This is a genomic window from Cognatiyoonia koreensis (genome assembly GCF_900109295.1).
Taxonomy (GTDB): domain Bacteria; phylum Pseudomonadota; class Alphaproteobacteria; order Rhodobacterales; family Rhodobacteraceae; genus Cognatiyoonia; species Cognatiyoonia koreensis.
The window spans coordinates 1,867,842-1,893,352 of record NZ_FOIZ01000001.1 but is presented as its reverse complement, the minus strand read 5'-3'; the positions used below and the strand labels follow the sequence as shown (position 1 = coordinate 1,893,352).

Genomic DNA, 25,511 nt, shown 5'->3' with positions numbered 1-25,511 from the left:
GGGTGCGATGAATAAGACAGTAACACTGACAACATCCACCGCCCTTGCCTTGATCCTTGGCATTCCGGGCATCGCGATTGCGCAGACACTTGCGGGGGATGCGGTGACGATTCCGGTCGGACCAAACACGGAACCCGAAACCGGACCGGTGAACAACTCCGGTTTTTCGCTGGCAATTGATGGGGTCGCCGTGGACAGCGATCCGCAAATCGAAGACCGCATCCGGCGCACCGATATTGCACTGGCGCAGGCCGATGTGCAGGTCACGTTCGACGGGCTTGATCCAACGCCGCGCCTGAACCTCGAAATCGCAGGCGCACAGCGTGCCTATGGACCGGGCGACACGGTGACGTTGCGCAGCGAAACCAACTATCCGGCGTTCATCAGCCGCGGCGAATTCCGCATCATCGACAGGTCCGCAGCAGGCGGTCCGCGTCTTGTCGGCACGGTTCCGGTGAACGCAAATGGCACGGCATCCGTGGCGCTGCCAGCAGGTGGTGACCTTGTGGCAGTGCACCGCGTCTATGACAGCCGTGGCCGTTACGACGAAACAGAAGCCCTGCCACTGACCCGCGCAGATGATCGCGCGCTCAGCGCCAACCCCGACGGGGCCGATTTCACCGCCGTGCGCAACATGCAGATCAACGGCGGAACAATCACGGTGGCCGCAACCAGCATCGCACCGGGTGCCACACTCTCAACGCTTGGCGAAAACGTGCAGGCCGACGGGTCGGGGCGGCTGGTGCTACAGCGAATCCTGCCCGCTGGGGACTATGACGTCGACGTCAGCGTCAGCGGCGGCGGGCAGGCGGCAGCACTGTCACGCCCTGTGACGATTCCAGGCGCGGAATGGTTCTATGTCGCCGTCGCGGATCTGACATACGGGATCTACGAAAACAGCGAAGACAGCGGCACGGAAACACGTTCATCCGGTCGCCTTGCCTTCTATCTGGACGGCGAAACAGACACAGGCGTCCAAATCACGGCGTCGCTCGACACTGGCGAACAGGAACTGGACGAAATTTTCTCGCGGCTTGACGAAAAAGACCCGCGTTCCGTGATCGCGCGGCTTGATCCGCTGGATTCATATCCGACCTTCGGGGACGACAGCCAGATCGTCGATAACACGCCAACGTCCGGACGGTTTTATCTGCGCGTCGAACAGGACGGCAATTTCGCCCTCTGGGGCGACTACAAGGCGACGATCGCAGGATCGTCTTACCTGCGCAACGAACGTTCGCTCTATGGCGCACAACTGTCCTACACGGCCCCGCAAACCACAAGCCGAGGCGATGCTATCGCATCGGTCGATCTTTATGCGGCCCAGCCCGAACAACTCGTTGGACGCGATGTCTTCCAAGGCACCGGCGGGTCAGTCTACTTCCTTCAGCGCCAGGATATCACGATCGGCTCCGAAACGTTGACAGTCGAACTGCGCGACGTCGATACAGGTCGGGTGATAGACCGGCGGACGCTCGTTCCCGGGCGGGACTATGACATCAATTATATTCAGGGTGTCATCACGCTTAATTCGACGCTGACAGACACGCTGAACCCGAACCTGATCCAGACCAATCCGGGCGGCGACGTCGCGGTCAACCTGGTGTCGCAATACGAATTCACACCGACATCGACCGATGTCGACGGCTTCTCGACAGGTGGGCGGGCCGAGGCTTGGGTCACAGACAATTTGCGTGTCGGTATAACGGCACAGCAAGATGACACAGGCACTGCGGACCAAACGGCTGCAGCCGTCGATCTGCGCTATGAACTGGGTGAAAACACGTTCGTTCAGCTTGATTACGCGGAATCCGATGGTCCAGGATTTGGGTCGTCTTTCTCGACCGATGGCGGTGTGCTGATCGACAATACAGCCGCCAACGACGGTAGCGGCACCGCAATCAAGCTTGCAGGGCAGGCCGCGCTGTCAGACCTCGGGGTCAACCGGAACGGTGTGATCGGCGGATACTACGAGGAACGCACTGAAGGCTTTTCGACGCTGGATTATCAGGTGACGGACGCAACGGGCGATGAAACGCTCTATGGCCTTTTCGCACGGGTCGAAGCAGATGAACGGTTGGGCTACGGTCTCTACGCGGACGTCTATGAAAACGATGCTGGAAACGACAAGACCGAAATCGGGGCAGAGGCGACTGGCAACATCAACTCGCAACTGACGTTCACAGTGGCCGCAGAATACCTCGCAGAATCGACAGACACGACGTCTGGAGACAGGCTCGATCTTGCCGGACGGCTCACCTTCGCCGCACGCGAAGGGCTCAGCTACAGCATCTTCGGGCAGACAACGGCCGATGCAAATGGACTCGAAGAATTCGACCGCTACGGCGTCGGCGTGGATGCATCCATTGGTGCCGGCTGGACAATCGCAGCCGAACTATCGGATGGCACAGGCGGGATCGGCGGCCGTATCCTCGCGCGACAGGAACAGGATGAAAACAACGCCACCTATTTCGGCTACGAACTCGATCCGGGCCGTGCGATCGATGCGGGTGTGTCCAGCGGTGACAACGGTGGCAAGTATATACTGGGTGGCCGTCGGCAGATCAGCGACGACGTCGCTTTCGTGGGCGAAAACATCTACGATATCTTCGGCACCTCGCGCAGCCTGACCAGCGCTTACGGTGTGACTTACACGGCAACGGATTTCGTGACCTACGAAGCCGCGCTCGAATTCGGGCAGGTCGAAGACAGTGTGAACGGTGATTTCGACCGCCAGGCGCTGTCGTTCGGGGTGCGCTACGAGGACGAGGCCGTGACAGGGCGTGCCCGGGTCGAATTCCGCCAGGAAGAAGCCAGCAACGGCTCCACCCGTGACGATCTCGACGCGATCTATTTCAGCTCTGATCTGCGCTACAAGATCGACGAGGAACAACGGCTTGTCTTCAGCCTCGATGCGGCTCGCACGGACACGGCTGAAACGTCGTTGTTGAATGGTTCGCTCGCTGACGCCAGCATCGGCTACGCGTATCGTCCGATCATGGACGAACGGCTGAACGTTTTGGCGCGTTATCGCTATCTCTACGATATGTTCGGCCAGCAGATTGAGGGTGTCGCAGGATCGGGTCCGGTACAGGAAAGCCATGTGTTCAGCATTGAAGGCAATTATGATCTCAACACACAATGGACACTGGGTGCCAAAGTTGGTGGCCGCTTCACCGAAAGTGCCGACGAAAAAGGCGACGATTTGGTTGCAAACGACGCATGGCTCGCGGTCGTGAACGCACGCTACAACATGGTGCACAACTGGGACGTACTGGTCGAGGGGCGGTATTTCGAAGCAGTCGATGCCGAATTCACGGAAACCGGCGTGCTGGCTGCTGTTTATCGGCACTTTGGCAACAACGCCAAAGTCGGCGTCGGTTACAACTTCGGCAATATTTCCGACGACCTGACGGATCTGACACAGGACGAACAAGGCATTTTCGTCAACGTCATCGCAAAGTTCTAGAGAGACATCAGAGGATCACACGGCAGACGGCTTTGCTGCTAATCCACCCACGTGGATTATAGACATTGAGGCGCGATCGTTCTCGCCGCCTTGATTTAGTTGCTGCCATTCGCTCATCAAGTGGCGAAAGCAATCGAATAACTCTTTCCACAGTTTGCTGCGCATTGCACTATTTTTTTGGTAACCGGACAGACTGTAATCCCTCACCAATACAGTCAGATTTGAATTGAATTTGGGGCGGCGGAAAACAGAATAGCGATCACAACTTTCGTAAGCGGTCGGTGTGTAGCAAACATTTGACAATGCTAACACGCCCGCGTGGGGTGTGCACTTCGGAACAAGAAACGGGTCGATGAACTTTTCGTTTGGCGTCATGATTAACCGACGTATAAAAGCTGCCACTTCATAGGGTTCGCTGCAACAGTTGCATGAATCCCCTTGGATTTAAGCTAGTTCTTATTGTGATTGTAAGATGAACTGGTCGGTGTAGTTCAGAAACGGATCGCAATCCTCGTTGCAGTTCGCGATTGAAATACTGCCATCCTCGCTAAGTTCAATTATTTGTCGCGACGGCAGGATGGCAATTCCCTCATCTTTTCCCAACTGAAGGTCAGTGCCCATGGTTTGCACGTCTTCATTGATTCCAAAAAGAGAAAGAACCGTCGGATAGATGTCGACGCTCGTTGATACTCTGTTGGACTTCCTGGCCTGAATATTGGCACCGCAAATCATCATTGGAATGCGGAGGTTGTCAACAACGGCGGGAGAGCCAAAGAGCCCACTCTGATGATCGGCGGTCAAAAGGAACACTGCTCGACCGGCGTCATATTCATCACGCTGGACCTCAAACACCTGTCGGATCATATCGTCGACCTCAGCCATTGTTGCGAGGTAGTCGGTCTCTTTCGAAGCGCCTTTAGTAACCCCGAAGCGGGCCGCTGTGTCTTCAGAATACCATTTAAAGGGACCGTGTGATTGGAAATTGAAGAAATAGTAGAATGATCTGTCACCTGTCTCGAACACACCGCTTAGTGCGTCAGTCGCAATTTCGGCTTCTGTTCGGTTATCACCTGGTTCAAGGAATTCGGCGTCTAAAACGGGTAGTAGTTGGCCGTAGGCATGGTTTCGACCGTAAAACCCACTGACATTGTTATGGAGGAAAAGAGTATCGATTCCGTTGCGTTCCAAAACGTGATAAAGTGTGTCGATCGCGGAAAAATCGGCGTACCGAATAGCCGGCGCTTTTGTGGAAGGCAACATTCCGGTTGCCACGGTAAACTCTGCATCGGCTGATCCGCCGGCACTCCTTAACGTAAAGAAATTCGCGAAGTCGATGCAATCCTTCCGTAATTCTGAAACGAATGGCATCACCGAAATACCATTTAGGCTTGAGGTAATGGCCTCTAAATCAAGGGATTCAATCTGTATCAAGGAAACCCGATCAAAGGATGAGGGGTTGAGATTTTCGGTATTGGAGCGCTGTCGATCTGACCCGAGCTGATCAACGACGTTACCTGGAAAGGCCATTGGAGCGCCAATATAATTGCCATCCATAGCAAACCATTCCTGAGCGGAACTGGCTACGAATGGAACCACCCCAAAACGTCGAATGAAGGAGTCGTTGCCAGTGTAGGCCAGTGATGCACTCGAACCGTAACGGTAGAAAGTCGCACTAAACAGAACCACAGGGACCAAGATGGTCAGTAGAATAGTCGCACCGGGTTTTATCCGGATGGCTAGAACTGCAGTCGCCACCCCCAAAACTAGCAAAGTCGGTTCGCGCCAACTAAGGACTTGCGCGAAATAGTGGTCGAGGACCCTCGACATGTCTCCAATGTTACCGAAGCCGAAAGTGTAAACCTCCGGTACGAAGCCGAAATAGCCGAAATAGCCGCATAGGAACATCAAATAAAGGAAGTAAGCTGCAAGTAGTGACAGCCCCAAAATTTGCAAAGTGAGGGATCTACGCCCTATCAAATACACAGGCGCGACCATGACGAGCGCATGTAGCGCGGACACTGACATCTTCGCGACTTGTACACCCCATATGTCGCCAGGAGATACAACCATTAGCCGCGAGGAAAGGACAAAGCCCGACAGGTAGAGAAGCAAAACGATCAAGAATATTGAGAGGGTTGAGTTTGCAGACCCGATCTTCATTCGCGTATCATTATGCAATCTAACAATCTTTTCCCCTTGGTGGAAAAACCCCACGTTACTTGGCAATACCTAAGGCTCTTTGGTTTGACAAGGGCGCTAACATCTCTTCAACGACCTGCAAAACATAGGATTGGGTCCTGATGGTAGGTGAAGCATGCTAGATTCTGCATATCTGAGCTTCTTTCAAACCCTTGGACTAGTTTCAGGGACTATTAAGTGTGTCTCTGCACCTGTTCACCAGGTATCGGGGTACGTCACACCCCGTTCGCGAAGGGCGCAAAAAGATCGGGCGCTCGACAATGCTACTCATAGTTGGCGCTACAAGGCCGCCTGCTAACTGTTGGAAGCTGGCTGTGACGATGACCCAATCGCGACAGTTACGGGGCAGAGTCTGGCGATTGGTCTGCGCTACACCAAGAAGGTCAGTCAGCGCACTCGGGCCATTAGCGCACAGCAAATGAGAACAGAACAAAAACAGAATGTTTAGACATTTGTTTAGACTCTTTGGGCACTAAACATACGCTACCCTGCAAGTCATTGATTTTGTTGGAGGCGAGTACCGGACCCGCTACCATTTCCCTAAGCCATTGGAAGGCTTGATAAATCGAGTGCGAGGTTGAGTTGTGTGTCGCACTTCGTGTCACACTTATGCTTTCAAGAACGCAATTCTGTCAACCGGGGGGCGTTGCACGTCGACCGAATTTTCGGTCTGGTAGGGCTACCCAAAAGTAAAGCGTATTTGTGTCTTTCAAAGTATCTAGGAAAAGTAGAGTGGGAGGCGTACCTTGGTCTTGTCCAGCTGATGGGGTACGGGGGAAGGTGGCGCAGCGAGCGTATTATATAGGGGCACGGAAAATTGTGTCAGATTTTTGCGAATGGCTGATAACTACGGAGTCTTACGGAAATTTCTAAGTGAAGAGCAAATACAGAACTTGCCCAATCAGCTTAAGGGTCAATCTTGGGCATTCGAACCGCATCTTCGGATGATCAATGAAGATGTCCAGAACAACTTAGACAATAAGCTTGATGATCTTTGCGTGGCTTGGATGGCAACTTTTGACAAACGAATGCCAAGCGTAAAGACGCAGCAGCACTTTATCGATGTGGCTAACGTAATAATGGCCAATCTGTTGCGGGCCTATTGCAAACACAAGGATATGCTGGTTGGCATTGGTCGGCGAAAGGGCCGGTTAGACCGTGAACGTCGCTATCGACCTGAATATATGACAACAAATCGGTTCATCACTGTACAAGACTGGTTGATAAAGTTCGGTTTGATGCGGATTGAACAGAAGGGTTACAACTTTGCAGGTGAAGGCCAAACGACAAGAGTTTTGATCACTGATGAAGCTGCACGTGATCTCGAAGTCGACGATTTGACTTTACGTGACTTTCGCATTGGGAAGCCTGATGAGGCAATACTGTTAAAGAATAGTGATGGTCAGTTATCCGCTTACGAAGACACCGATGAAACTAACGCAATGCGACTCAACCTTGACCGGATCAACGAGTTGTTGTGCAAGACTGACATATCAACGTCCCGAGCGCTCACTTTGCATGATAGGAAGCCGGACTTCATTGGTGGCAAGATCAACCTGCACCGCCAATTTCACTATGGAGATTTTCAGACTGGTGGTCGCTTCTACGGTGGATGGTGGCAGTACATTAGGAAGTATGCCCGACGCTTGATAACCTTGGATGGTGTTCCCACGGTTGAAGCGGACTATCGGGGCTTCAATGCTGCTGTGTTGCTGGCAAAAGCAGGACACCCAATCCCTGATGATCCCTATTCGCTTATCGCTGGTGTCTCACAAAGCAGGGAGTTGCGCGGTCATGCCAAGACCACACTTGCAGCTTTGTTAAACTCGAAAAGTGGAAACACAGAAGAACCTAGAAACTTTGATGAAGACAAGCATGGTATGACTGCTGATGCTTTTCGCCAATCTGTGTATGATGCGTTCCCAATGCTGCAAGGTTTGCTTGGCCAAAACACAGGCATGAAACTACAACGGGATGAAAGCGATCTCGCTGAACTGGTAATGCTGCACTTTGTAGATCAAGGATTTCCCATCCTCCCAATCCATGATGCCTTCATGGTGCAAGAACATCTTCAAGATGAGCTGGTTCAAGTGATGAAGGATGTGTTCCTATCAAAGCATGGTCAGACACCACATGTTAAAATCACACTCCCTCTATATGTGGGCAAGTCATAACCCCTTAATAAAACCAATTTCCCCATTACTGGGGCAAATAAGGATTGGGGATGCTTGGCCGCTGGATTTTCTCAAGCCTGTCAGGCACAAAGGTCAAAAATACCAAGCGCGACAGGAACCAATGCCATGCAAAACCTTCTTGATGATCTGACATCGCTTTTGCAGTCGGACCAAGCGTTTATCTCTGACGGCGCTATCCTCAAGAATGCAGTGGTTGAAGCAGCGTTGAATATGGACCCACGCTTGCTGGAACTGTTGATGCAGTCCGAGACGATCAAGTCGCACTTCTTCACACCGGTGTCGGGTGCGCTGGTGTTCGACAAGGTAAAGTTTCAGGACTTCGTGTCCAACAAAGCCTTCCTTCCCGACAGCTATACCGCCTTCAAGAACCGGATTGGCCTGACCGATGGGCGCGGCGATTACCTAAGCCAGTCGCGCGATGTGGTGCTGGCGTGGCCCTACAAGGATTGTGTGCTGGAAGGTGGCATGACGAAAGAGGACAAGGGCAGGCAAGAGGTGTTCTGGAACACGACACTGGCCCCGGACGACATCACGCGGCTGTTTGAACCCAAGGTTCTGACCGGCTGGGAACGCTGGGATGCTGATGCCGTGGCAGAGGGGCACGCCAAGCCCGTGGGCGCGGTGTCCGAGGACGACAACCTGCTGATCAAGGGCAACAACCTGCTGGCGCTGCATTCGCTGAAAGCGCGCTATGCGGGCAAGGTGAAGCTGGTCTATATCGACCCGCCTTACAACACAGGCGGAGATGGTTTTCGCTACAATGACCGGTTCAATCATTCGGGGTGGCTGACGTTTATGCGTAGCCGTCTGGAGGTTGCTAGCGAACTTCTTACCCGTGACGGTGCAATCTTCATTACGCTTGATGAGACCGAAACACACTACTGCAAGGTACTTGGTGATGAGGTTTTCGGGCGAGAGAACTTTGTTGCGCATATTGCTTGGCAAAAGCGTACTTCGCCCGACAACCGCGTTGTTCTTGGAGATGGATTCGACAACATCTTGGTGTTTGCAAAGACTGTGAGCACGACCAAGCGCGAGAATGGCACTTACAAAACGGTTTTTGAGGAAAACGCTAATCGACTGCCGCTGACCGACAAGCAACGTGCCGAATATTCTAATCGCGATAATGACAAAAATGGTGACTGGGTTCACCGAGACTTCTCCGCTCAGAATAAGAAGAAGAATGGCGTATTGGGCAGACAAGACCAGATTTACAAGATCGTCAGTCGATCCGGTGATGAACATTGGCCACCAGAAGGCCGATGCTGGGGCGCAACCGAACCGGAATATTGGAAGCTGTACAACGATGGGCGCATTTGGTTTGGAGAAAAAGGTACCAACGCACCGCGCAAGAAGCTGTATCTGAAAGAGGAGAGGGGTATCCAGTCATGGACATGGTGGCCTCACGCAGAAGCCGGTACCAATGAGAAGGCAAAGAAAGAATTGCAGGTACACATCGGTGCAGATGCTGCGTCCGACTTTACGCCAAAGCCCGAAAAACTGATCGAGCGCATACTCCACATTGGCACTAACGAAGGCGACATCGTTCTGGATTTCTTCGTGGGGTCAGGGACGACTTCAGCTGTCGCACACAAGATGGGGAGACGTTGGCTTGCAATAGAGCAAATGGACTACATCGAGGATGTGACCAAGCGCCGGATGCACAATGTCATCACCGGTGAACAAGGCGGTGTTTCCAAAGATGTGAAATGGCAAGGCGGCGGATCATTTGTCTATGCCGAACTTGCGGCCTCCAACTCTACCTTTGCCAACCGCATCGAAGCGGCCACGGATATGGCCTCGCTGCAAACGATCTATGCCGACATTCAGGCCACGGGCTACTTGCGCTATGACGTGGATCTAAGCGCTTTTGACACCGACGACTTTGCAGCGCTTCCGCTGGACGACGCCAAGCACGTGTTGATGGACTGCCTTGATGCCAACCACCTCTATGTCAATCTTGGCTCACTTGGGGATGAAGCCTACGACATCTCGGAAGAAGACGCCGCCGCGACCCGCTCTTTCTACGGAATAGCGGAATGACCCAAAGCCTAAGCCAAGAGATTGACGCAGTTGCCAAGTTTGGTCTGCTCAAGACTGAAATTCCCGATGACATAACGGACAACCTCGCCAAGCAAATTGAACTTCGGCCATATCAGGTGACTGCACTTGAGCGCTGGCTGTTTTACATCGACAAGTTTCCGAATAGGCCGAGTCGTCCACACTTGCTTTTCCACATGGCCACAGGAAGCGGCAAGACGGTTCTGATGGCCGCATTGATCCTTGATCTTTATCGACGCGGCTATCGCAACTTCTTGTTTTTCGTGAACTCAGGCCAGATCATCGAAAAGACCAAAGAGAACTTTCTCAATCCTGCATCTGCCAAGCACTTGTTCGCACCACAAGTCCGTATTGATGGCAAGTTGGTAGACATTCGTGCAGTAGACACTTTCGACGCTGTGAGTGACGAGGCCATAAACATCCACTTCACGACGATCCAAGGACTGCACACCCGAATGCAGGCCCCTAAGGAAAACGCTGTCACGATTGAAGACTTTCGCGACTATAAAGTGGTGATGATTTCCGACGAAGCGCATCACTTGAATGCTGAGACTAAGAAGTCGCTGACAGAAGGTGAGAAGAAGGACAAAGCAAGCTGGGAAGGGACAGTATCCGAAATTTTCGAACAGCACCCTGAGAATATGTTGTTAGAATTTACTGCGACAGTGGACCTGACCCATGAAGCGATAAGTGCCAAGTATCACGACAAGATTTTGTATGACTATTCTTTGCGACAGTTTCGTGAGGACGGATATTCGAAAGACATAGAACTTAGACAAGCTGACTTGCCCCCCGCAGAGCGAATGCTGCAAGCGGTTGTTCTTAGCCAATATCGTCGCAAGGTAGCAGAGGTACATAGTCTGCATTGCAAGTCCGTGATCCTGATGAAGTCTAAGACCATCAAGGAAAGCGGCGAAAACGAAGCTGAATTTGCAAAGATGGTTGCTGGATTGTCTGCAGATGCCCTGCAGGCCCTCAGGGCGGCCTCTGAAGGCGATCAAACCCTTTCTAGCGCCTTTGCCTTCATCATGGACGAAAGGGGCATGGAACCCGCTGATTTCGCCCTTGAGCTGAAGAGTGATTTTGCGACTGAGAAGGTGGTGAACGTCAACAACCCCAAAGATTTGGAAAAGAGACAGATACAGCTGAACGCGCTTGAAGATCGGAACAATGAGATAAGGGTGATCTTTGCGGTAGATAAGCTAAACGAAGGTTGGGACGTATTGAACCTCTTCGACATTGTACGCCTCTACGATACCCGTGACGGCAAGGCCAACAAGGTTGGGAAAACCACAATGGCTGAGGCTCAGTTGATTGGACGTGGTGCGCGGTACTTTCCGTTTGTTGCCCCTGATCAACCGGATGCTGTTCGCGAAAAGCGCAAGTATGACAGTGCAGTGGACCATCCTTTGCGTATCTTGGAGGAACTACATTACCATTGTTCACACAATCCTCGCTATATCCAAGACATCCGCAACGCGCTTCGTGAGACGGGTATGCTGGACGATAATGCACGAACAGTCACAGTACGTTTGAAAGACAGCTTCAAGCAGTCGTCATTCTACCAGTCAGAACATATCTGGGTGAATGAACGTGTAAAAAACACCCGTGAGGGAGTGGACGGGCTTGAAACATACAGTGTTGAGAAGCACTTCGCCTACCCAAGCTTAATGACAGGTCGTGTAACTGAAAGTTCGGCTTTTGGTGGTGGCCAGTTGACGCTGAAACCATTGGGTAAAGAGCCAATTTCACGGGACTTCAAGCTTGTGGACTTTGCTAAAGCTATTCTGACGTTCGCAATGGATGCTAACCCGTTTTTCCATTTCGCAAACTTGAAGCATTACTTCCCACAACTGGGCGGTGCATCGGACTTCATATTGTCCGAGGCCTACCTTGGCGGTGTTGTTGTGTCTGTGCGTGGTTTGCCTAGTGACTTGGAAGATTTGCCAGCCCGCGAAAAGCTAAACATCACGAAGTTTGTCTTGAACCAGATTGAAGGCGGTGTGAAACGTGAAAGTGTAGAGTTTGTCGGCACTAAGGACTTCAAACCCTACCGGATCAGCGACCGCTTCAAAGACCATACCCTCAAAATACGTCTTGAAGGCGAGACTGGTCGTAGTTGGGTAAATGGCGAAAGCCAAGTGCAGGGCTTGGACCAGATAGACCTGTCTATCAAGGACTGGCACGTTTTTGATGACAGTTACGGTACAGATCAGGAAAAGCACTTCATCAAGTACATGCACGATCAAGAAGCCCAGTTGCGCGGAAACTATGACGACTTCTACTTACTGCGAAACGAAAAGGCAGTGAAGCTGTACGACTTCGGCACCGGCCGCGCATTTGAACCGGACTTCGTTCTATTTCTAAGGAAGAAGGGGCAAGAGGCCAGCACGATCTTGCAGCTGTTCATCGAACCCAAGGGCGACCAGTTGCGCCCACAAGATGACTGGAAACAGGATTTTCTTGAGCAGATAAAAGCAAAGGCGAAACTTGAAACGGTTTTTCAGGGCCGAGACTATACCGTTCTTGGATTGCCCTTCTTCAATGAGACGGGACAAACCAATACCGATTTCAAAGCAGCTTTTGAGGATCAGGTTATAGAGGCGTAAAATCGCCCCCACTGTCTATATGTGAGTAGCTCAATGGTTTGATGCTGCTTCCTCCCCACAACCGGGGTAAATTAGGTTAAGTGATCATTTTATAAGATGCTTGAAGAATGGGCGGGGTGGCAACCAAGCCAAACACCGGAAAATTAGGAAACGACATGGGTGACATTAAGCTATTTAAACAAGAAGACGAGACGCTCATCGAGTTGTCGGGGATAGCCTCCCCATTAGAAAAGTCGCTGCAAACCCTTTTCGAGAAAAACCTCGAAACACTGTTAGGCGTTCGTTTTTTGGCCTCAGAGTTTGTCACTTCTAACGGTGGACGAATGGATACTCTCGGGATGGATGAGAATGGCTTCCCGGTAATCATCGAGTATAAGCGTGACCGCAGTGACAACATAATCAACCAAGGGCTTTTCTACTTGGACTGGTTGATGGACCACCGAAGTGATTTTGAACTCCTTGTACGTGACAAGTTGGACAAAACGACCGCTGATACAATTGAGTGGAGTGCGCCTCGGCTTATCTGTATCGCTGCCGATTTCAACAAGTATGACGAACACGCAGTCAAACAAATGGGCCGAAACATCGAACTGATCCGCTACAGGGGGTTCGGTGAAGACATGATTTTGCTTGACTTGCTTACATCCGTCTCAGCGAAGACGCAGCCAGTCGCTTTCGCGGCAAATGGGAAGCCAACCAAATACAAGACCAACACTCAGAGTTTGGCGGATGCGGGGGAAGACCTGTCAAATCTCTATGCCGATATCGAGTCATTCTTGCTGGGGTTAGGCGACGATGTAATTCAAAAGACGTTAAACAACTACTTTGCATTTAAGCGGATCAAGAATTTCGCCTGTGTCGAAGTCAAGCCGCAGATCAATGTCGTGCGTCTATATTTAAAAGTTGACCCAGAAGTAATTGCGATGATTGACGGCCTCGAAGAAGGGTTCACGCGCGATGTTCGCAACGTAGGGCATTTTGGCACAGGCGATTTGGAAGTTACTGTGAAAGACCACGATGACTTTGAACGGGCAAAAGAATTGATATTGCAGTCTTACAACGCATCATAGCAGTTGCGTGGGAGGTCTCACACCCATCACTTCAGGGGTGAGATTTTAGGTCCAATTTTAGGAAAGACGACATTTCTAGCATCGACTCTTCCGTAAGCCTCTCAGCGGTACAAGCTTGGCAGAAGCAGCCGAGTACCTACCGGGCGCTGACTTTGTTGATTAAACATCAAACTGATCAATGGCCTTTTTGAGTTGTGCCAGCGCGTAACCTTCTCGCAAGTATACTTCTTGGGTCACGCCTGACCGGGCATGTCCGACGATGCATTGGATGATCGGTTCTGGCACACTGGCTTGGCCTAGTCGCGTAACGACTGTGTGCCGTAGACTGTGAAAAACCAGTCCCGGTTGTTTGATGCCCAGCTTGGGCAAAAAGCTCTCATTGCACCAGCGCCCCAAGTTGCGGCCATAGCCGCCATTTGCACTGTAGCTGTATTCTGGAAATAAGCGTTTGGTTGCCTTTCGACTTGCAACAAAGTCGAGAAAGCCAAGTTGGATTAATGCCGAATGCAAAGGTACTTTACGGCGACCAGCCTGTGACTTAACGCTTTTGTTGTCATCGCCTTCGTCAGTTATGTTGAGGAACCAAGTTTCGCCGTCCTGCTGCACATCGGCAATGTCGAGTTGGCAAATCTCGTTCAAACGTGCGCCAGTGAACATACCAAGAAGCATTCCCCACTTGTGGCTGTCTTTGCGCACAAGCCCAGTCGCGTTGTCGGTCAACTCTGCAAAGATCAAATGGGCTTGTTCAGGCGTAAACGGTTTGCGTTCTGTATCGCTATTTTTCGCCTTTGCGACCTTCATCTTGTCAAACAGTGTATGCGGCGCGTAGCCATGCCGCTCTGCCCAGTCAAAAAAGCTCTTAAACATCTGTATGTGACTGTTGATTGTCTTAGGCGCGATCTTGCGGTGTCCCGGCTCCTTGATGACTTCCATCAATGGCATGGCTTTCAGCTTTGGCTTTGTGTTTCGGCTGGCGGGCAACGCTTGCAAGACTTTCTTAACCGCGTTGGCATCCTGTTTAGTGATGGTGCCAAGAAGTCTGTCTGATCCGAAGTATTCTATGAGAATGTTGAGATAAGCTTGGTTCTGGCCAATTGTCTTGACCGCCCATTGCCGAGAGTATTCCGCAATGAAATCATCCACCGCCGCGCCCAAAGGCGAAGACGTTGGAAGGGCGGGTGCAGGCGGGGTGGACGCTGTCGCAGGGGTGTCGGTGTAGGAATAGTGTTCAAGGCGCTCAGCGGCTTCTAGAACGCGCCTGAGCATATCACGGCGACCTTTCCTTAGCTCAATCGTGGCGCGGGGCTGGCTGGCGTTCCAATCGGCATCAGAAATTTCCATTTTACGCTTGAAGCGAGCCACAGGAAGCCATTGTGGATGCGCTGTTTCCATATCGACATAGGTTTCATGGTCCAGCATTTCTTCGCGAACATCGACCAAAGCATTCTTTGACAAGCCCCTCCGGTCCAGCCAATTCATGTACTGGTCCAGTTGTGCCTTGAAGTAGGCTTGTACTTTTTCGCGTATCTCGTCTTGTCGCAGTCCAGCCAAAGTCTTGTTTTCCTGTATCAATCGTCCACAGGATGCAAGATGACGGGCCAAATCGCCAGCCCGATCTGGGCAGCGCGTCCGCAATGAAAATCTAACTGTTCTTCTTGGGTGGCCTTCCAATGCAGGGAGTGGCCAGCGAAAGTAGAAAACCCCGTGTCTTGAAGGGGATAGATAGGATGACAGCATCATTGGGTGTGTGTCCCACTTTGTGTCACACTCGACTATCTAGCTGCTAACCCATTGATTTATAAGTAAATGGAGGCGAGTACCGGAATCGAACCGGTGTACACGGATTTGCAATCCGCTGCGTCACCACTCCGCCAACTCGCCGCCTTGGTGCTAGGCGGGAGATATACGATGCCACACTTGCGTGCAAGATGCCGCGCGGCACTGATCTTTCGTTGCCGCTGCGATCCGAGTGTGGCATCACGATCCCAGGATCCTGAACGAAAGAGTTTCGCACGTGACTGACTACGCCGCCCGCCGCACGATGATGGTTGATACGCAAATCCGGCCTTCGGATGTGACGAAATTCCCGATCATTGACGCCATGCTGAATGTGCCACGCGAGGCATTCGTGCCTGACGCACTACGCGAGGCTGCCTATGTCGGCGAAAATCTAGACCTTGGTGACGGGCGGACGCTGCTTGACCCACGCACGCTGGCCAAGATGATCGACGCACTGGCAATCGAACCACGACATGTCATTCTTGATATCGGATGCGGACTTGGATATTCGACCGCGATCCTCGCTCGGTTGGGCGAGTTCGTGGTGGCCTTGGAAGATGACGCAGGGCGCGCGGCAGACGCGCAGTCAGCACTGTCTGAAAACGGTGTGGACAATGCCGCTGTCATGGAAGGCGTGTTGGCGGAAGGTGCTGCGAAATCAGGTCCTTATGATATCATTATCCTGCAAGGCGCGATCGAGGTGCTGCCTGACGGACTTGCCGATCAACTGCGCGAAGGCGGACGTATCGCGGCCATATTCGCCGAAGACGCGTTGGGCGTTGTGCGGATCGGCCACAAGATTGACGGGGCCATCAGCTGGCGTTTTGCGTTCAATGCAGGCGCGCCGGTGCTTGCAGGGTTTGAAAAAGACACGGCATTTGCACTGTAACTAACTGCGTTTCCAAGCAAGCCATTCGAGAGGACAGGGAATGACAATTCGCAAAAGTATATCTGCGGTCACAGCAGCGATTGCGATGACATTCAGCGCAGCGATCGCGCAGGCCGAAACGCTAGCCGATGCACTGACATATGCATACGAACATTCGGGCTTGCTTGAACAGAACCGCGCTCTGTTGCGGGCAGCGGACGAAGATGTCGCAGTCGCCGTTGCGGCGACGCTACCGGTGATCAATTGGTCAGCGAACGCTCAGGCACAGGAACCGCGCGCGCAGGGTGCGGACCTGATCCAGCTTTCGGCGCAGATTTCTGCCGAACTCGTGCTCTATGATGGCGGCGGCAACAAACTGGCAATCGAGGCGCAAAAAGAAACCGTCCTCGCCACGCGTCAAAGCCTGCGCAACGTCGAACAGCAGGTGCTGCTGCGCGCGGTGCAGGCCTATATGAATGTGCGGCGCGATACAGAATTCGTGGCATTGCGCGAAAACAACGTGCGTCTGATCACGCAGGAATTCCGTGCAGCGCAGGACCGGTTTGATGTCGGTGAAGTAACACGAACAGACGTGGCTCTGGCCGAAGCCCGGCTTGCTGCTGCACGCAGCCTGCTCGCGGCAGCCCAGGGTAATCTGGCGCGTTCAGCCGAGGAATTCCGCGTCGCTGTCGGGCGGGGACCAAGCAACCCGACGCCGGCCAGCCCCGCACCTGTTTCCCGCGGGATCGCGGATGCAAAGGCATTCGCCGTCCGCAACCACCCCAGCATCCTTGAATCACGGCACGCGGTGTCAGCCGCAGAGCTGAACATCCAGCGAGCGGAAGCAGCCTATAATCCGCGCGTGACGCTGAACGGGCAGGTGGGTGTTGATGGTGATCTCAATGACGGGCGCTCTATCGGCATTACGGCGTCCGGCCCGATCTATCAGGGCGGTCGTTTGTCCGCGCAGGTGCGTCAATTCATGGCGCGGCGCGATGCGACACGGGCCGGTCTGCACATCGTCCGGCATAACGTTGAACAGGAGGTCGGCAATGCGTTTTCTTTCCTCGAAGTGGCTCGTGCGTCCCGTCAGGCCTCCGATCAACAAACCCGCGCTGCGACCGTCGCCTTTCGCGGCGTGCGCGAAGAAGCGACGCTAGGTGCGCGGACAACCCTTGATGTGCTGAACGCCGAACAGGAATTGCTTGATGCGCGTGCCAACACGATCGCAGCACAGGCGGATGAGGTGGTTGCATCTTATTCGCTTCTGGCCGCGATGGGGCTTTTGACGGCTGAACACCTGCGTCTTCCGGTGCAGCAATACGATCCCGCAGCTTACTACAATCTGGTCAAGGACGCTCCGGTAGTGGTCTCGGAACAGGGACAAGCACTTGATCGGGTTCTGCGCGCGATTGGCGACAACTAGGTCGCGTTCATTAAGATCATTCGTATCGGTTGTTTGGGCGGTGCCTTCGGGTTACAGTCACGATGAGGATGAAGCAGGATCAACGAATGTCCGACCCGGTTACGAAAGTCGAATTAGAGGATATTTTGTCCTCCGTGAAACGACTTGTTTCGTTAGGAAACAAGGACCGTTCCGCCAATGAAACCGTTGAAAAACCCGAAGACTCTCCAAGCGACAAATTCGTTCTGACACCGGCACTGCGTGTCGGCGGGCCTGATGACACGGCAGAATCGCCTGCGTCCGTCGCGCAAGAAGAGGACGTGTGGACAACACCGGTGACAGACGCCGATCTGGACGATACGACCCTGATCCTAGACATGCCAGCCGAAGACGCCGAATCCGAAGCCACCGATACGATAGCGCAAAAGGCCGAAACGCCCGCTGCCACACTGTCCGACCGGATCAGCCTAGAGGCGACAATCGCGGAACTTGAAGCCGCCGTGATTGCTCAGCCCGACGAATGGGAACCTGATGGCAGCGAGGTCAAGACCGTCCCGACTTGGGCAACGGTAAGCTATGCCGCTCCTGCTATTGATGAGAGCGTGGATGTGAACCCGGTCGAGGCTGACGCGCCAGAGGAAGAACAGGCAACATCGCCCGAACCACTCGCGGCAGTGCAAGCACAGGCAGCGTCGCCCGAACCGCTCATACTAGAGGACGAGCAGTCGGTATCGCCCGAACCGCCCGCGCCAGAGCCGGAAACCAACACCGATGAACCCGCATTCGGTGACACCTTCTCGCGTATTGGTGTCACTTTCATGCATGCACCGCAGTCAGCCTCCGCCTCCGTCGAGGAAGACGACACAGATGTCGATCACGGCGACGAACTTGCCCCTGACCTGCCACAGACCGGTGCGGACGAAGACATCGACGCCTATCTGTTTGGCGACAAAGGTGTCGTAGACGAAGAAGCGCTGCGGCAGATCGTCATGCGGATCGTGCGTGACGAACTGCAGGGAAAAATGGGCGAACGGATCACACGCAATGTGCGCAAAATGGTGCGGCGCGAAATCCACCGCGTGATCACAAGCCAGGACTTCGACTAGACCTCTTCGGCAAGGTCGAAAAGCCGCGCCAGATCCATATGATCCGTAAGATGCGCCGCCAGATCATCCAGCGTCTGTGAAACGGTTGCCCCGTATTGCGACTGGTTAACCGGCTTTCCAAGCTCTTGCAGGAATGCGCACCTGAACGCATCAGCAGCAAACAAACCATGCAGATAGCACCCCCGGATCAACCCATCGGGTGACGTTGCGCCCTCAGATCGACCATCGACGTCAAGCCACGCGCGGGCACGATCCGGACCATCGGTCTGGCCGATGTGAATCTCATACCCAGCGACACTGTCGCCAGTTGCGATATAGGTCGCATCTGTCAGCGCCAATCGCTTCTCCGGCTTCATCTCTGTCACGACATCCAGCAATCCAAGCCCTTGCACAGTCGCGGGTGCCCCTTCGATGCCGTCCGCGTCAATGATCGTCTTGCCCAGCATCTGGTAACCCCCGCAAATACCGAGCACACGGCCACCGCGCCGGACATGAGCCTGCAAGTCGATATCCCACCCCTGGGCACGGAAATGCGCCAGATCTGCAATGGTGGACTTGGACCCGGGGATCAGGATCAGGTCGGCATCTGCGGGCAGGGGGCGGCCTGCCGGAACGACATCCACAGTGACCTCCGGCATCGCCGACAGCGGATCCAGATCATCGAAATTCGCAATCCGATTCAGCCGTGGCACCGCGATCTTGATCCCGCCACCGGGACGCGATGCGATGTCCATCACGTCCTCTGCGGGCAATTTCCACGCATCTGCAAACCAGGGCACGATGCCAAGGGACGCCCAACCGGTGCGGGCCGTTATGATCTCCAGCCCTTCGGAAAACAGGCTGGTATCACCCCTGAACTTGTTGATGCCGAAGGCCTTGATCAATGCGCGATCGTCTTCGGGTAAAACCGCGTGCGTGCCGACGAGTTGCGCGATGACACCGCCACGGTCGATATCGCCTATCAAGGCCACGGGGACGCGGGCGGCGCTGGCAAAGCCCATGTTCGCAATATCGCCCGCCCGCAGATTGACCTCTGCCGGACTACCCGCACCTTCGACGATGATGACATCTGCCGTCTTGGCCAGCCGATAAAAGCTTTCCAGGACTTTCGGCAACAAAGTCGCCTTCATTTTCCCGTACTCGCGCGCTTTGACCGTGGCAAGCCGCTGGCCTTGCACCACGACCTGGGCACCAATCTCGCTTTCAGGCTTCAAAAGGACAGGGTTCATATCGACAATCGGGTCACGTCCGGCGGCCATGGCCTGCAGCGCTTGCGCCCTTCCAATCTCGCCACCATCAATCGTGACAGCCGCATTGTTGGACATGTTCTGCGGTTTGAAGGGTGCAACCCGCAGGCCCTGCTGCGTCCAGGCGCGTGCGATCCCGGCCACCAGCATCGACTTTCCGACATTCGAGCCAGCGCCCTGAATCATAATGGCTTTTGTCATCGGCACCCCCTAGGTTCGTGATAGCGGCAGGGCAGGAGCGAGGAAAGAATGAACACACCGGCGCATCTCATTTTTGGCATCACGGCCTTCGGTCGGGCCGATTCAGGCAAGGTAACGCTGGCCGCGGCGGCTGGGGCGTTGATTCCTGACCTTTCGCTTTATGTTCTGGCCGGCTGGCATTTGATTGTGCTGGGAACTGATCCGGAAATCGTTTTCGGACAAATGTACTACTCAGAGGAATGGCAGCGGATCTTCAGGATCGACAATTCCTTCGTGCTGTGGGGCATCGCGCTTGGCCTTGCGGCGATGCTGCGGTCAAAGGTCTTTATCGCGCTCAGTGCGGCCGCGCTTCTTCACCTGCTGCTTGATTTCCCGCTGCACAACGATGATGCGCGCGCCCATTTCTGGCCTGTAACGAACTGGAAATTCATCAGCCCTGTCAGCTATTGGGACACACGTTATTACGGCCACATCGTGGGGCCGGTCGAAGTGGCAGCAGTATTGGGCTGCTGCTTTGTGCTCTGGCAACGCTACGCACATGTTCCGGCGATGCGGGTCGCGACTGCGGCGGCGGCGCTTTTGCAGATATCACCGGTGATCGTGTGGATGCTCTTCTTCGGCGGGGTCTAGGTCAGGCAACAAAAAACGCGGCCCGAGCAGAGGACCGCGTTTTTTGGTGACCGGATACGGTCAACTGCGTGGCGAACTCAGGCTGCTTTCGCTTCCTGCTCAGCCGCATTGCGGCGTTCGCTTTCTTCACGTGACAGGGCGACGGATGTGCGGACACCTTTGCCCACGAATTCCATCAGGCCTTCCACGACACGTTCGTTAGGGTCAATCCCGGCGCAAGACAGTACTTCACGGCCATCGCGCGACCGTGCCCAGCGGGCGATCTGCTCTGGTCCGTTTCCGTATTTCTTGTCATCTGCGATTGCGTCGTCCAAAGCGGCCAGTACGACAGCGGCGAACAGTTTGCGAGAGCGGTTGCCTTGTTCGTTATTGAAGGCAGTCCCGTCGACGAAATCTCTCATTCTGGATCCTTTGTTCTTTTTGGTCTTGTGGTTCTGGCGTGATGGCCAATATGCATGGAAACAACCGATTCGGGGGCTCTCTTTTGGAATGGCAGGTATGCAATTTATGCATAACTCACGCCATAAAGATACCGGATTTAGTCGTCTTGCCTAGGCCTACCCTCCAAGATATAGGCGGCGACAATCTTTCATCAACCTTTCGCCATAATTTTGACACGAAGTGACCCATGCCAAAGATCAACGGAAATGAAATTCGTCCCGGCAATGTGCTGGAACACGATGGTGGCCTTTGGGCCGCAGTGAAAATTGACCACGTAAAACCCGGAAAAGGCGGTGCTTTTGCGCAGGTTGAACTGAAAAATTTGCGTGACGGCCGCAAGCTGAACGAACGTTTTCGCTCTGCCGACAAGGTCGAACGGATTCGCCTTGATCAGAAAGACCAGCAGTTCCTTTTCGAAGCAGATGACATGCTGACCTTCATGGACAGCGACACATTCGAGCAAATCGCCCTGCCTGCCGATCTTCTTGGCGAACGCCGGCCATTCCTGCAGGACGGCATGGTCGTGCACATCGAATACTACGGCGAGGAAGCGCTGAGCGTGAGCCTGCCTCAGAAAGTGACCTGCAAGGTGGTCGAGACAGAGCCAGTCGTCAAAGGTCAGACCGCCGCGAACAGCTTCAAGCCAGCAATACTCGATAACGGTGTACGCGTGATGATTCCTCCCTTTGTCGGTACAGACGAAGATATCATCGTGAACACCGAGACATTCGAATACGTCGAACGGGCCTGAGTTTAGACAGGTTTCATGCGGGCAGCGCGCTTTCCGCGCGCGCCCGCATGATCTGAACCCCAGGCAGACATCACATTTTGCAACGTCTGGCGCGCGCGTACGGCGCAAACCTTTCAACAATACACACTGTCATTTTGACAGTGACGCAGCGCCGTTTTGGCACCACACCTCATGCTCTAATGCTTTAAGGTTAACGGCAGGTTACCAAACCTGTCCGGCATCGATTCAATCCGAAACAAGTCGGACGGTCGCGGCATCTGCCTGCATATCAGATGTGGCGCGATCAAAGCGCAGATAGGCCAGGGCATTGTCACCAACGCGGGTGTGCAGCGTGCCCACGGGCTTGCCATCGCTGGTGATAGCAGCACCCGGTTCGGCGGTGCCTGTCACGCTGACGCGCGCAAGACCTTTACGCAGTTCCGTCTTATGCTTCATGCGCGCGACGATTTCCTGACCGACAAAGCAACCCTTCTTGAAATCAACGCCGTTCAGCGCCTCGAAATTGGCTTCAAGAATATAGGTCTCCGGCGTCAATTCGTTTCCGGTTTCTGGGACAAGGTGGGCCACGCGCAGCGCGTCCCAATTGGTGTCATCGGACATGTCCGTATCACCATAGAGCCGCCATCCAAGGGCTGGATGGCGCGGATCAGCTAACGCTCCTTCCGGTGGATCGCCAACACCGCGTGACACGACAAGGTCGGTTTCGCTGATCTGCACATCCGCACGCAAACGATACATCGTCAGCCGCTGGAACAGCGGCGCGGCATGGGTTTCCGCCACGTCGATCAACAGGCGGTCGGCCTTTGCAATCACAAAGAAATCCGCGATGAATTTGCCTTGCGGGGTAAGCAGTGCCGCATAGACGATGTCAGCCTTTGTGACATCGTTCGTAACCAGACCCTGCAGAAACTCCACACGATCCGCACCAGTCAGGGCTAGAACCTTACGCATCGGTATCCTCTTGTGAAAATTGCAGACGGTGCAGATCGGCATAGATGCCGCCACGGGCCAGCAGTTCTTCGTGTGTGCCTTGGTCCACGACCCGCCCGTGATCCATCACGACGATACTGTCGGCGTTGCGGATGGTGGACAGACGATGTGCGATGACAAGGGTTGTGCGTCCCTTGGCAAGCCGCTCCAGCGCCGTTTGAACAACAGCTTCGGACTTGGTATCAAGCGCGCTGGTCGCCTCGTCCAGCAACAGGATCGGGGTATTGCGCAGTAGGGCGCGCGCAATGGCGACGCGCTGGCGCTGTCCACCCGAAAGGTTAGACCCGCGTGGACCCGCAGCACTATCCAGCCCCGCTGGCAGCTGGCCCAGAAAGTCGGTGACATGTGCGGCATCCAGAACTGCCTGTAGATCCTCATCGCGCACATCCGTGCGGCCAAGCAGAATATTGTCGCGCAGGCTTTCGTCAAACAGCGCGGCATCTTGCGCCACGACCGAAAACAACGCCCGCAGATCGGGCAGGGACATCGCAGCGACGCGGATGCCATCGATCAGCACCTCACCGCCTGACGGATCGACAAGCCTTGTCAGCACATTGAAGACAGTGCTCTTGCCCGCGCCGGACGCGCCTACCAGCGCCGTCGTTTTCCCCGCCTTGGCGGTAAAATTGGCACCTTTCAGCACCGGCAGATCGCCATATTCCAGCGTAACGTCCTGCAACCTGATGTCCGGCGCTTGAACCGGTGCCGCCGTGCCAGTGGCGGGTGAAAGAACCGTGGGTTCTTCGGCCAGGACCGATTGCAACCGTTCCATCGACGCACCGGCCTGCTGCCACTTGCCACTCAGCATGCCCAGACGACGCAGCGGTTCGAAAGCCAGACTCATCGCGGTAAAGAATGACATGAACTGACCAACGGTCTTTTCGCCGGCGATAATTTCGCCACCACCGAAAATCAGCACACCCAGAAATCCGACGCCAGTCATTACGTCGATGAGGGCAGGCACCGCCGCCTGACCCGACGCGGCCTTCACCTCGGCCCGCACGCGCCCGTAGGTCAGCGCGTCATAGCGTTCGGACTGATAGGTTTCCAAGGCGTTCAGCTTGATCGGATTGATCCCGTGAAACACCTCGTCAAGGCGCGTGGACATGCGCCCCGCCAATTCGCGGGCATCACCCGACCGGCGGCGCACATAGGCCTGCGCCATCAGCGATGGCAGAACAAGAAAGGGGATCCCGACAAGCGCGATCAGCGTCCACTTCCAATCCACGGCAAGGGCGACAGAAAACAGGGCGACGACAGCGATCAGATCACGGGCGATCCCCACAAGAAGCGTGGTCCAGATACTGTTCACGACGCCGACATCACCCTGAATCCGCTCGATCAACTGGCCCGGCGGATTAACCTGATGATAGCCGCTGTCGAGGGTCATCAAATGGCGCAACAAATGGCTGCGCATGCCGGCCGCGGTCAGCTGGCTGACCTTCGTCATCAAGATCTTCTGACCGGCCGAACTGACGGCCCGTACACAGAAAATCGCCAGAATACTAAAGCCGACGATCCACAGCATCCTGCGGTCCGCTTCCAGAAAGACGCTGTCGAACATCGGCTGAATCATGCGGCTGAGAAAGGCCAGCATCGACCCTTCGATCATCATCAAGACAATCGCACCGAGCAGAACGAACTTGTGCGGCCGCAGGTAATCACGCCAAAGCCACATGAACATGGAAGGGCGACGCGTGCTCATACCGGCAGGATTTTCTTCTTGGCGAAGCTCGCCTCAAGAACGGCTGGATCGTACTCGTTTGCGATCCAGTCGCGAATACCAATCTGTCCTTCGGCCTGACGTTGTTCGAAAAGGTCAAGCATATGATCCTGAACGCCGGTCTTGGTAAAACGCAGGTGGAAATAACGCAAAGACAGTTCTTTGCGGGCCTCCGATACAGGGGCACCCTGATCCAGAAGATAAAGTGCCGAAGCAAGGCCCGCCCGGTCCGCACCGGATTTGCAATGCATGACAAACGGGCGCTGGATGGTGTCGAATGCGCTGAACAAATTCAGGATGTGGTCACGCTTTGCGGGCTGGCGGGCGTGCAGCGGAATACTGATCAGATCCAGACCAAGGGCGGCGCAGCTTTCTTCCTCGAACAGATAGGGCGCGCGTTTGCCCTTGCCGCGCAAATTCAGCACGGCCTTGATGCCGTTCTTCTTATAGGTTTCCAGCCGCGTATGTCCGGGGTGGTTGGAGCGATAAACACCTTCGGCGACCTGTCCGAAATTGGTCCAGAAGGTGCGCAGGATACCGTGATCTGAAAACAGCACATACCAGCGGGACCGGCGGCGCTCTGTCGGGTCGGTAATGTCACGCCCATAGCTTGCCTTACGGTCGGCAATATCTGTTTGGGGCTTTGGTGACATCGTTCTAGGGGCGCTCCGGTGTGAACTGGGTTCGGTCTACGGTGAAATGGGGGGTGTCGGCAAGCAGGACAAGGTGTTGACGGTGCTTTGTGTCCCGCTACTGTCCATTTGAAA

General features: G+C 54.3%; 17 protein-coding genes and 1 tRNA gene. 10 read left to right on the top strand and 8 right to left on the bottom strand.

The genetic code is table 11. The annotated features are described in order from the left end of the window. Positions 1–7 precede the first annotated feature (7 nt). A complete protein-coding gene (locus BMY44_RS09405) occupies positions 8–3,469 on the top strand; it encodes a hypothetical protein (protein ID WP_242650514.1) in 3,462 nt (1,153 codons plus the stop codon). A 456-nt stretch (positions 3,470–3,925) separates the two neighbouring features. Here BMY44_RS09405 and BMY44_RS09400 read toward each other — a convergent pair whose 3' ends face one another. After that, a complete protein-coding gene (locus tag BMY44_RS09400; protein ID WP_089993172.1) occupies positions 3,926–5,629 on the bottom strand; it encodes an LTA synthase family protein in 1,704 nt (567 codons plus the stop codon). A gap of 875 nt (positions 5,630–6,504) precedes the next feature. Here BMY44_RS09400 and BMY44_RS09395 point away from each other — a divergent pair. From BMY44_RS09395 to BMY44_RS09380, 4 genes are all read left to right on the top strand, one after another. Beyond that, positions 6,505–7,842: a hypothetical protein gene (locus tag BMY44_RS09395; protein WP_089993170.1), complete on the top strand. Its 1,338-nt coding sequence runs from the start codon at positions 6,505–6,507 to the stop codon at positions 7,840–7,842. Positions 7,843–7,968: 126 nt separating this feature from the next. Next, entirely contained in the window at positions 7,969–9,906 is a 1,938-nt protein-coding gene (locus tag BMY44_RS09390) for a DNA methyltransferase (protein WP_089993167.1), read from the top strand. After that, the gene (locus BMY44_RS09385; RefSeq protein WP_089993164.1) at positions 9,903–12,533 is read left to right on the top strand and encodes a DEAD/DEAH box helicase family protein; all 2,631 of its coding nucleotides are present in this window, start codon (positions 9,903–9,905) and stop codon (positions 12,531–12,533) included. Before BMY44_RS09390 ends, BMY44_RS09385 begins: the two co-directional genes overlap by 4 nt. A gap of 155 nt (positions 12,534–12,688) precedes the next feature. Next, entirely contained in the window at positions 12,689–13,603 is a 915-nt protein-coding gene (locus tag BMY44_RS09380) for a DUF5655 domain-containing protein (RefSeq protein ID WP_089993162.1), read from the top strand. 159 nt (positions 13,604–13,762) lie between these two features. Here the strand turns inward: BMY44_RS09380 and BMY44_RS09375 are convergent, their stop codons facing one another. Continuing rightward, positions 13,763–15,175 carry a site-specific integrase gene (locus BMY44_RS09375; RefSeq protein ID WP_242650513.1) on the bottom strand — a complete coding sequence of 471 codons (1,413 nt, stop codon included), beginning with the start codon at positions 15,173–15,175 and terminating at the stop codon, positions 13,763–13,765. Positions 15,176–15,410: 235 nt separating this feature from the next. Next, a tRNA-Cys gene (locus BMY44_RS09370) sits at positions 15,411–15,484 on the bottom strand. 133 nt (positions 15,485–15,617) lie between these two features. On the opposite strand from BMY44_RS09370, the gene BMY44_RS09365 reads away from it, so the two are divergent. From BMY44_RS09365 to BMY44_RS09355, 3 genes are all read left to right on the top strand, one after another. Beyond that, positions 15,618–16,271, top strand: a complete 654-nt coding sequence (locus tag BMY44_RS09365) for a protein-L-isoaspartate O-methyltransferase family protein (protein ID WP_089993156.1) — start codon at positions 15,618–15,620, stop codon at positions 16,269–16,271. Positions 16,272–16,311: 40 nt separating this feature from the next. After that, on the top strand, positions 16,312–17,676 hold the full coding sequence (locus tag BMY44_RS09360; protein ID WP_089993154.1) for a TolC family outer membrane protein: 1,365 nt from the start codon (positions 16,312–16,314) through the stop codon (positions 17,674–17,676). 86 nt (positions 17,677–17,762) lie between these two features. Beyond that, a complete protein-coding gene (locus tag BMY44_RS09355; RefSeq protein ID WP_089993151.1) occupies positions 17,763–18,761 on the top strand; it encodes a hypothetical protein in 999 nt (332 codons plus the stop codon). Here the strand turns inward: BMY44_RS09355 and BMY44_RS09350 are convergent. Then, complete coding sequence (locus BMY44_RS09350; protein ID WP_089993148.1) at positions 18,758–20,209, bottom strand: cobyric acid synthase; 1,452 nt, start codon at positions 20,207–20,209, stop codon at positions 18,758–18,760. The genes BMY44_RS09355 and BMY44_RS09350 overlap by 4 nt on opposite strands. A gap of 48 nt (positions 20,210–20,257) precedes the next feature. Between BMY44_RS09350 and BMY44_RS09345 the strand changes: the two genes are divergently transcribed. After that, complete coding sequence (locus BMY44_RS09345) at positions 20,258–20,839, top strand: cobalamin biosynthesis protein CobQ (protein WP_089993146.1); 582 nt, start codon at positions 20,258–20,260, stop codon at positions 20,837–20,839. Between the two features lie 77 nt (positions 20,840–20,916). Here the strand turns inward: BMY44_RS09345 and BMY44_RS09340 are convergent, their stop codons facing one another. Continuing rightward, positions 20,917–21,240 carry a DUF6280 family protein gene (locus BMY44_RS09340; protein WP_089993143.1) on the bottom strand — a complete coding sequence of 108 codons (324 nt, stop codon included), beginning with the start codon at positions 21,238–21,240 and terminating at the stop codon, positions 20,917–20,919. 227 nt (positions 21,241–21,467) lie between these two features. Between BMY44_RS09340 and efp the strand changes: the two genes are divergently transcribed. Continuing rightward, positions 21,468–22,031, top strand: a complete 564-nt coding sequence (gene efp / locus BMY44_RS09335) for an elongation factor P (RefSeq protein WP_089993141.1) — start codon at positions 21,468–21,470, stop codon at positions 22,029–22,031. A 225-nt stretch (positions 22,032–22,256) separates the two neighbouring features. On the opposite strand, the gene ygfZ is transcribed toward efp, so the two are convergent. From ygfZ to BMY44_RS09320, 3 genes are read right to left on the bottom strand one after another with little or no spacing between them, the layout of a single operon-like run. Continuing rightward, positions 22,257–22,982 carry a CAF17-like 4Fe-4S cluster assembly/insertion protein YgfZ gene (gene ygfZ / locus BMY44_RS09330; protein WP_423219735.1) on the bottom strand — a complete coding sequence of 242 codons (726 nt, stop codon included), beginning with the start codon at positions 22,980–22,982 and terminating at the stop codon, positions 22,257–22,259. Next, positions 22,975–24,726 carry an ABC transporter ATP-binding protein gene (locus BMY44_RS09325; RefSeq protein ID WP_242650512.1) on the bottom strand — a complete coding sequence of 584 codons (1,752 nt, stop codon included), beginning with the start codon at positions 24,724–24,726 and terminating at the stop codon, positions 22,975–22,977. The genes ygfZ and BMY44_RS09325 overlap by 8 nt, the downstream gene beginning before the upstream one ends. Further along, the gene (locus BMY44_RS09320; protein WP_089993138.1) at positions 24,723–25,397 is read right to left on the bottom strand and encodes a fused DSP-PTPase phosphatase/NAD kinase-like protein; all 675 of its coding nucleotides are present in this window, start codon (positions 25,395–25,397) and stop codon (positions 24,723–24,725) included. Before BMY44_RS09320 ends, BMY44_RS09325 begins: the two co-directional genes overlap by 4 nt. Positions 25,398–25,511 lie beyond the last annotated feature (114 nt).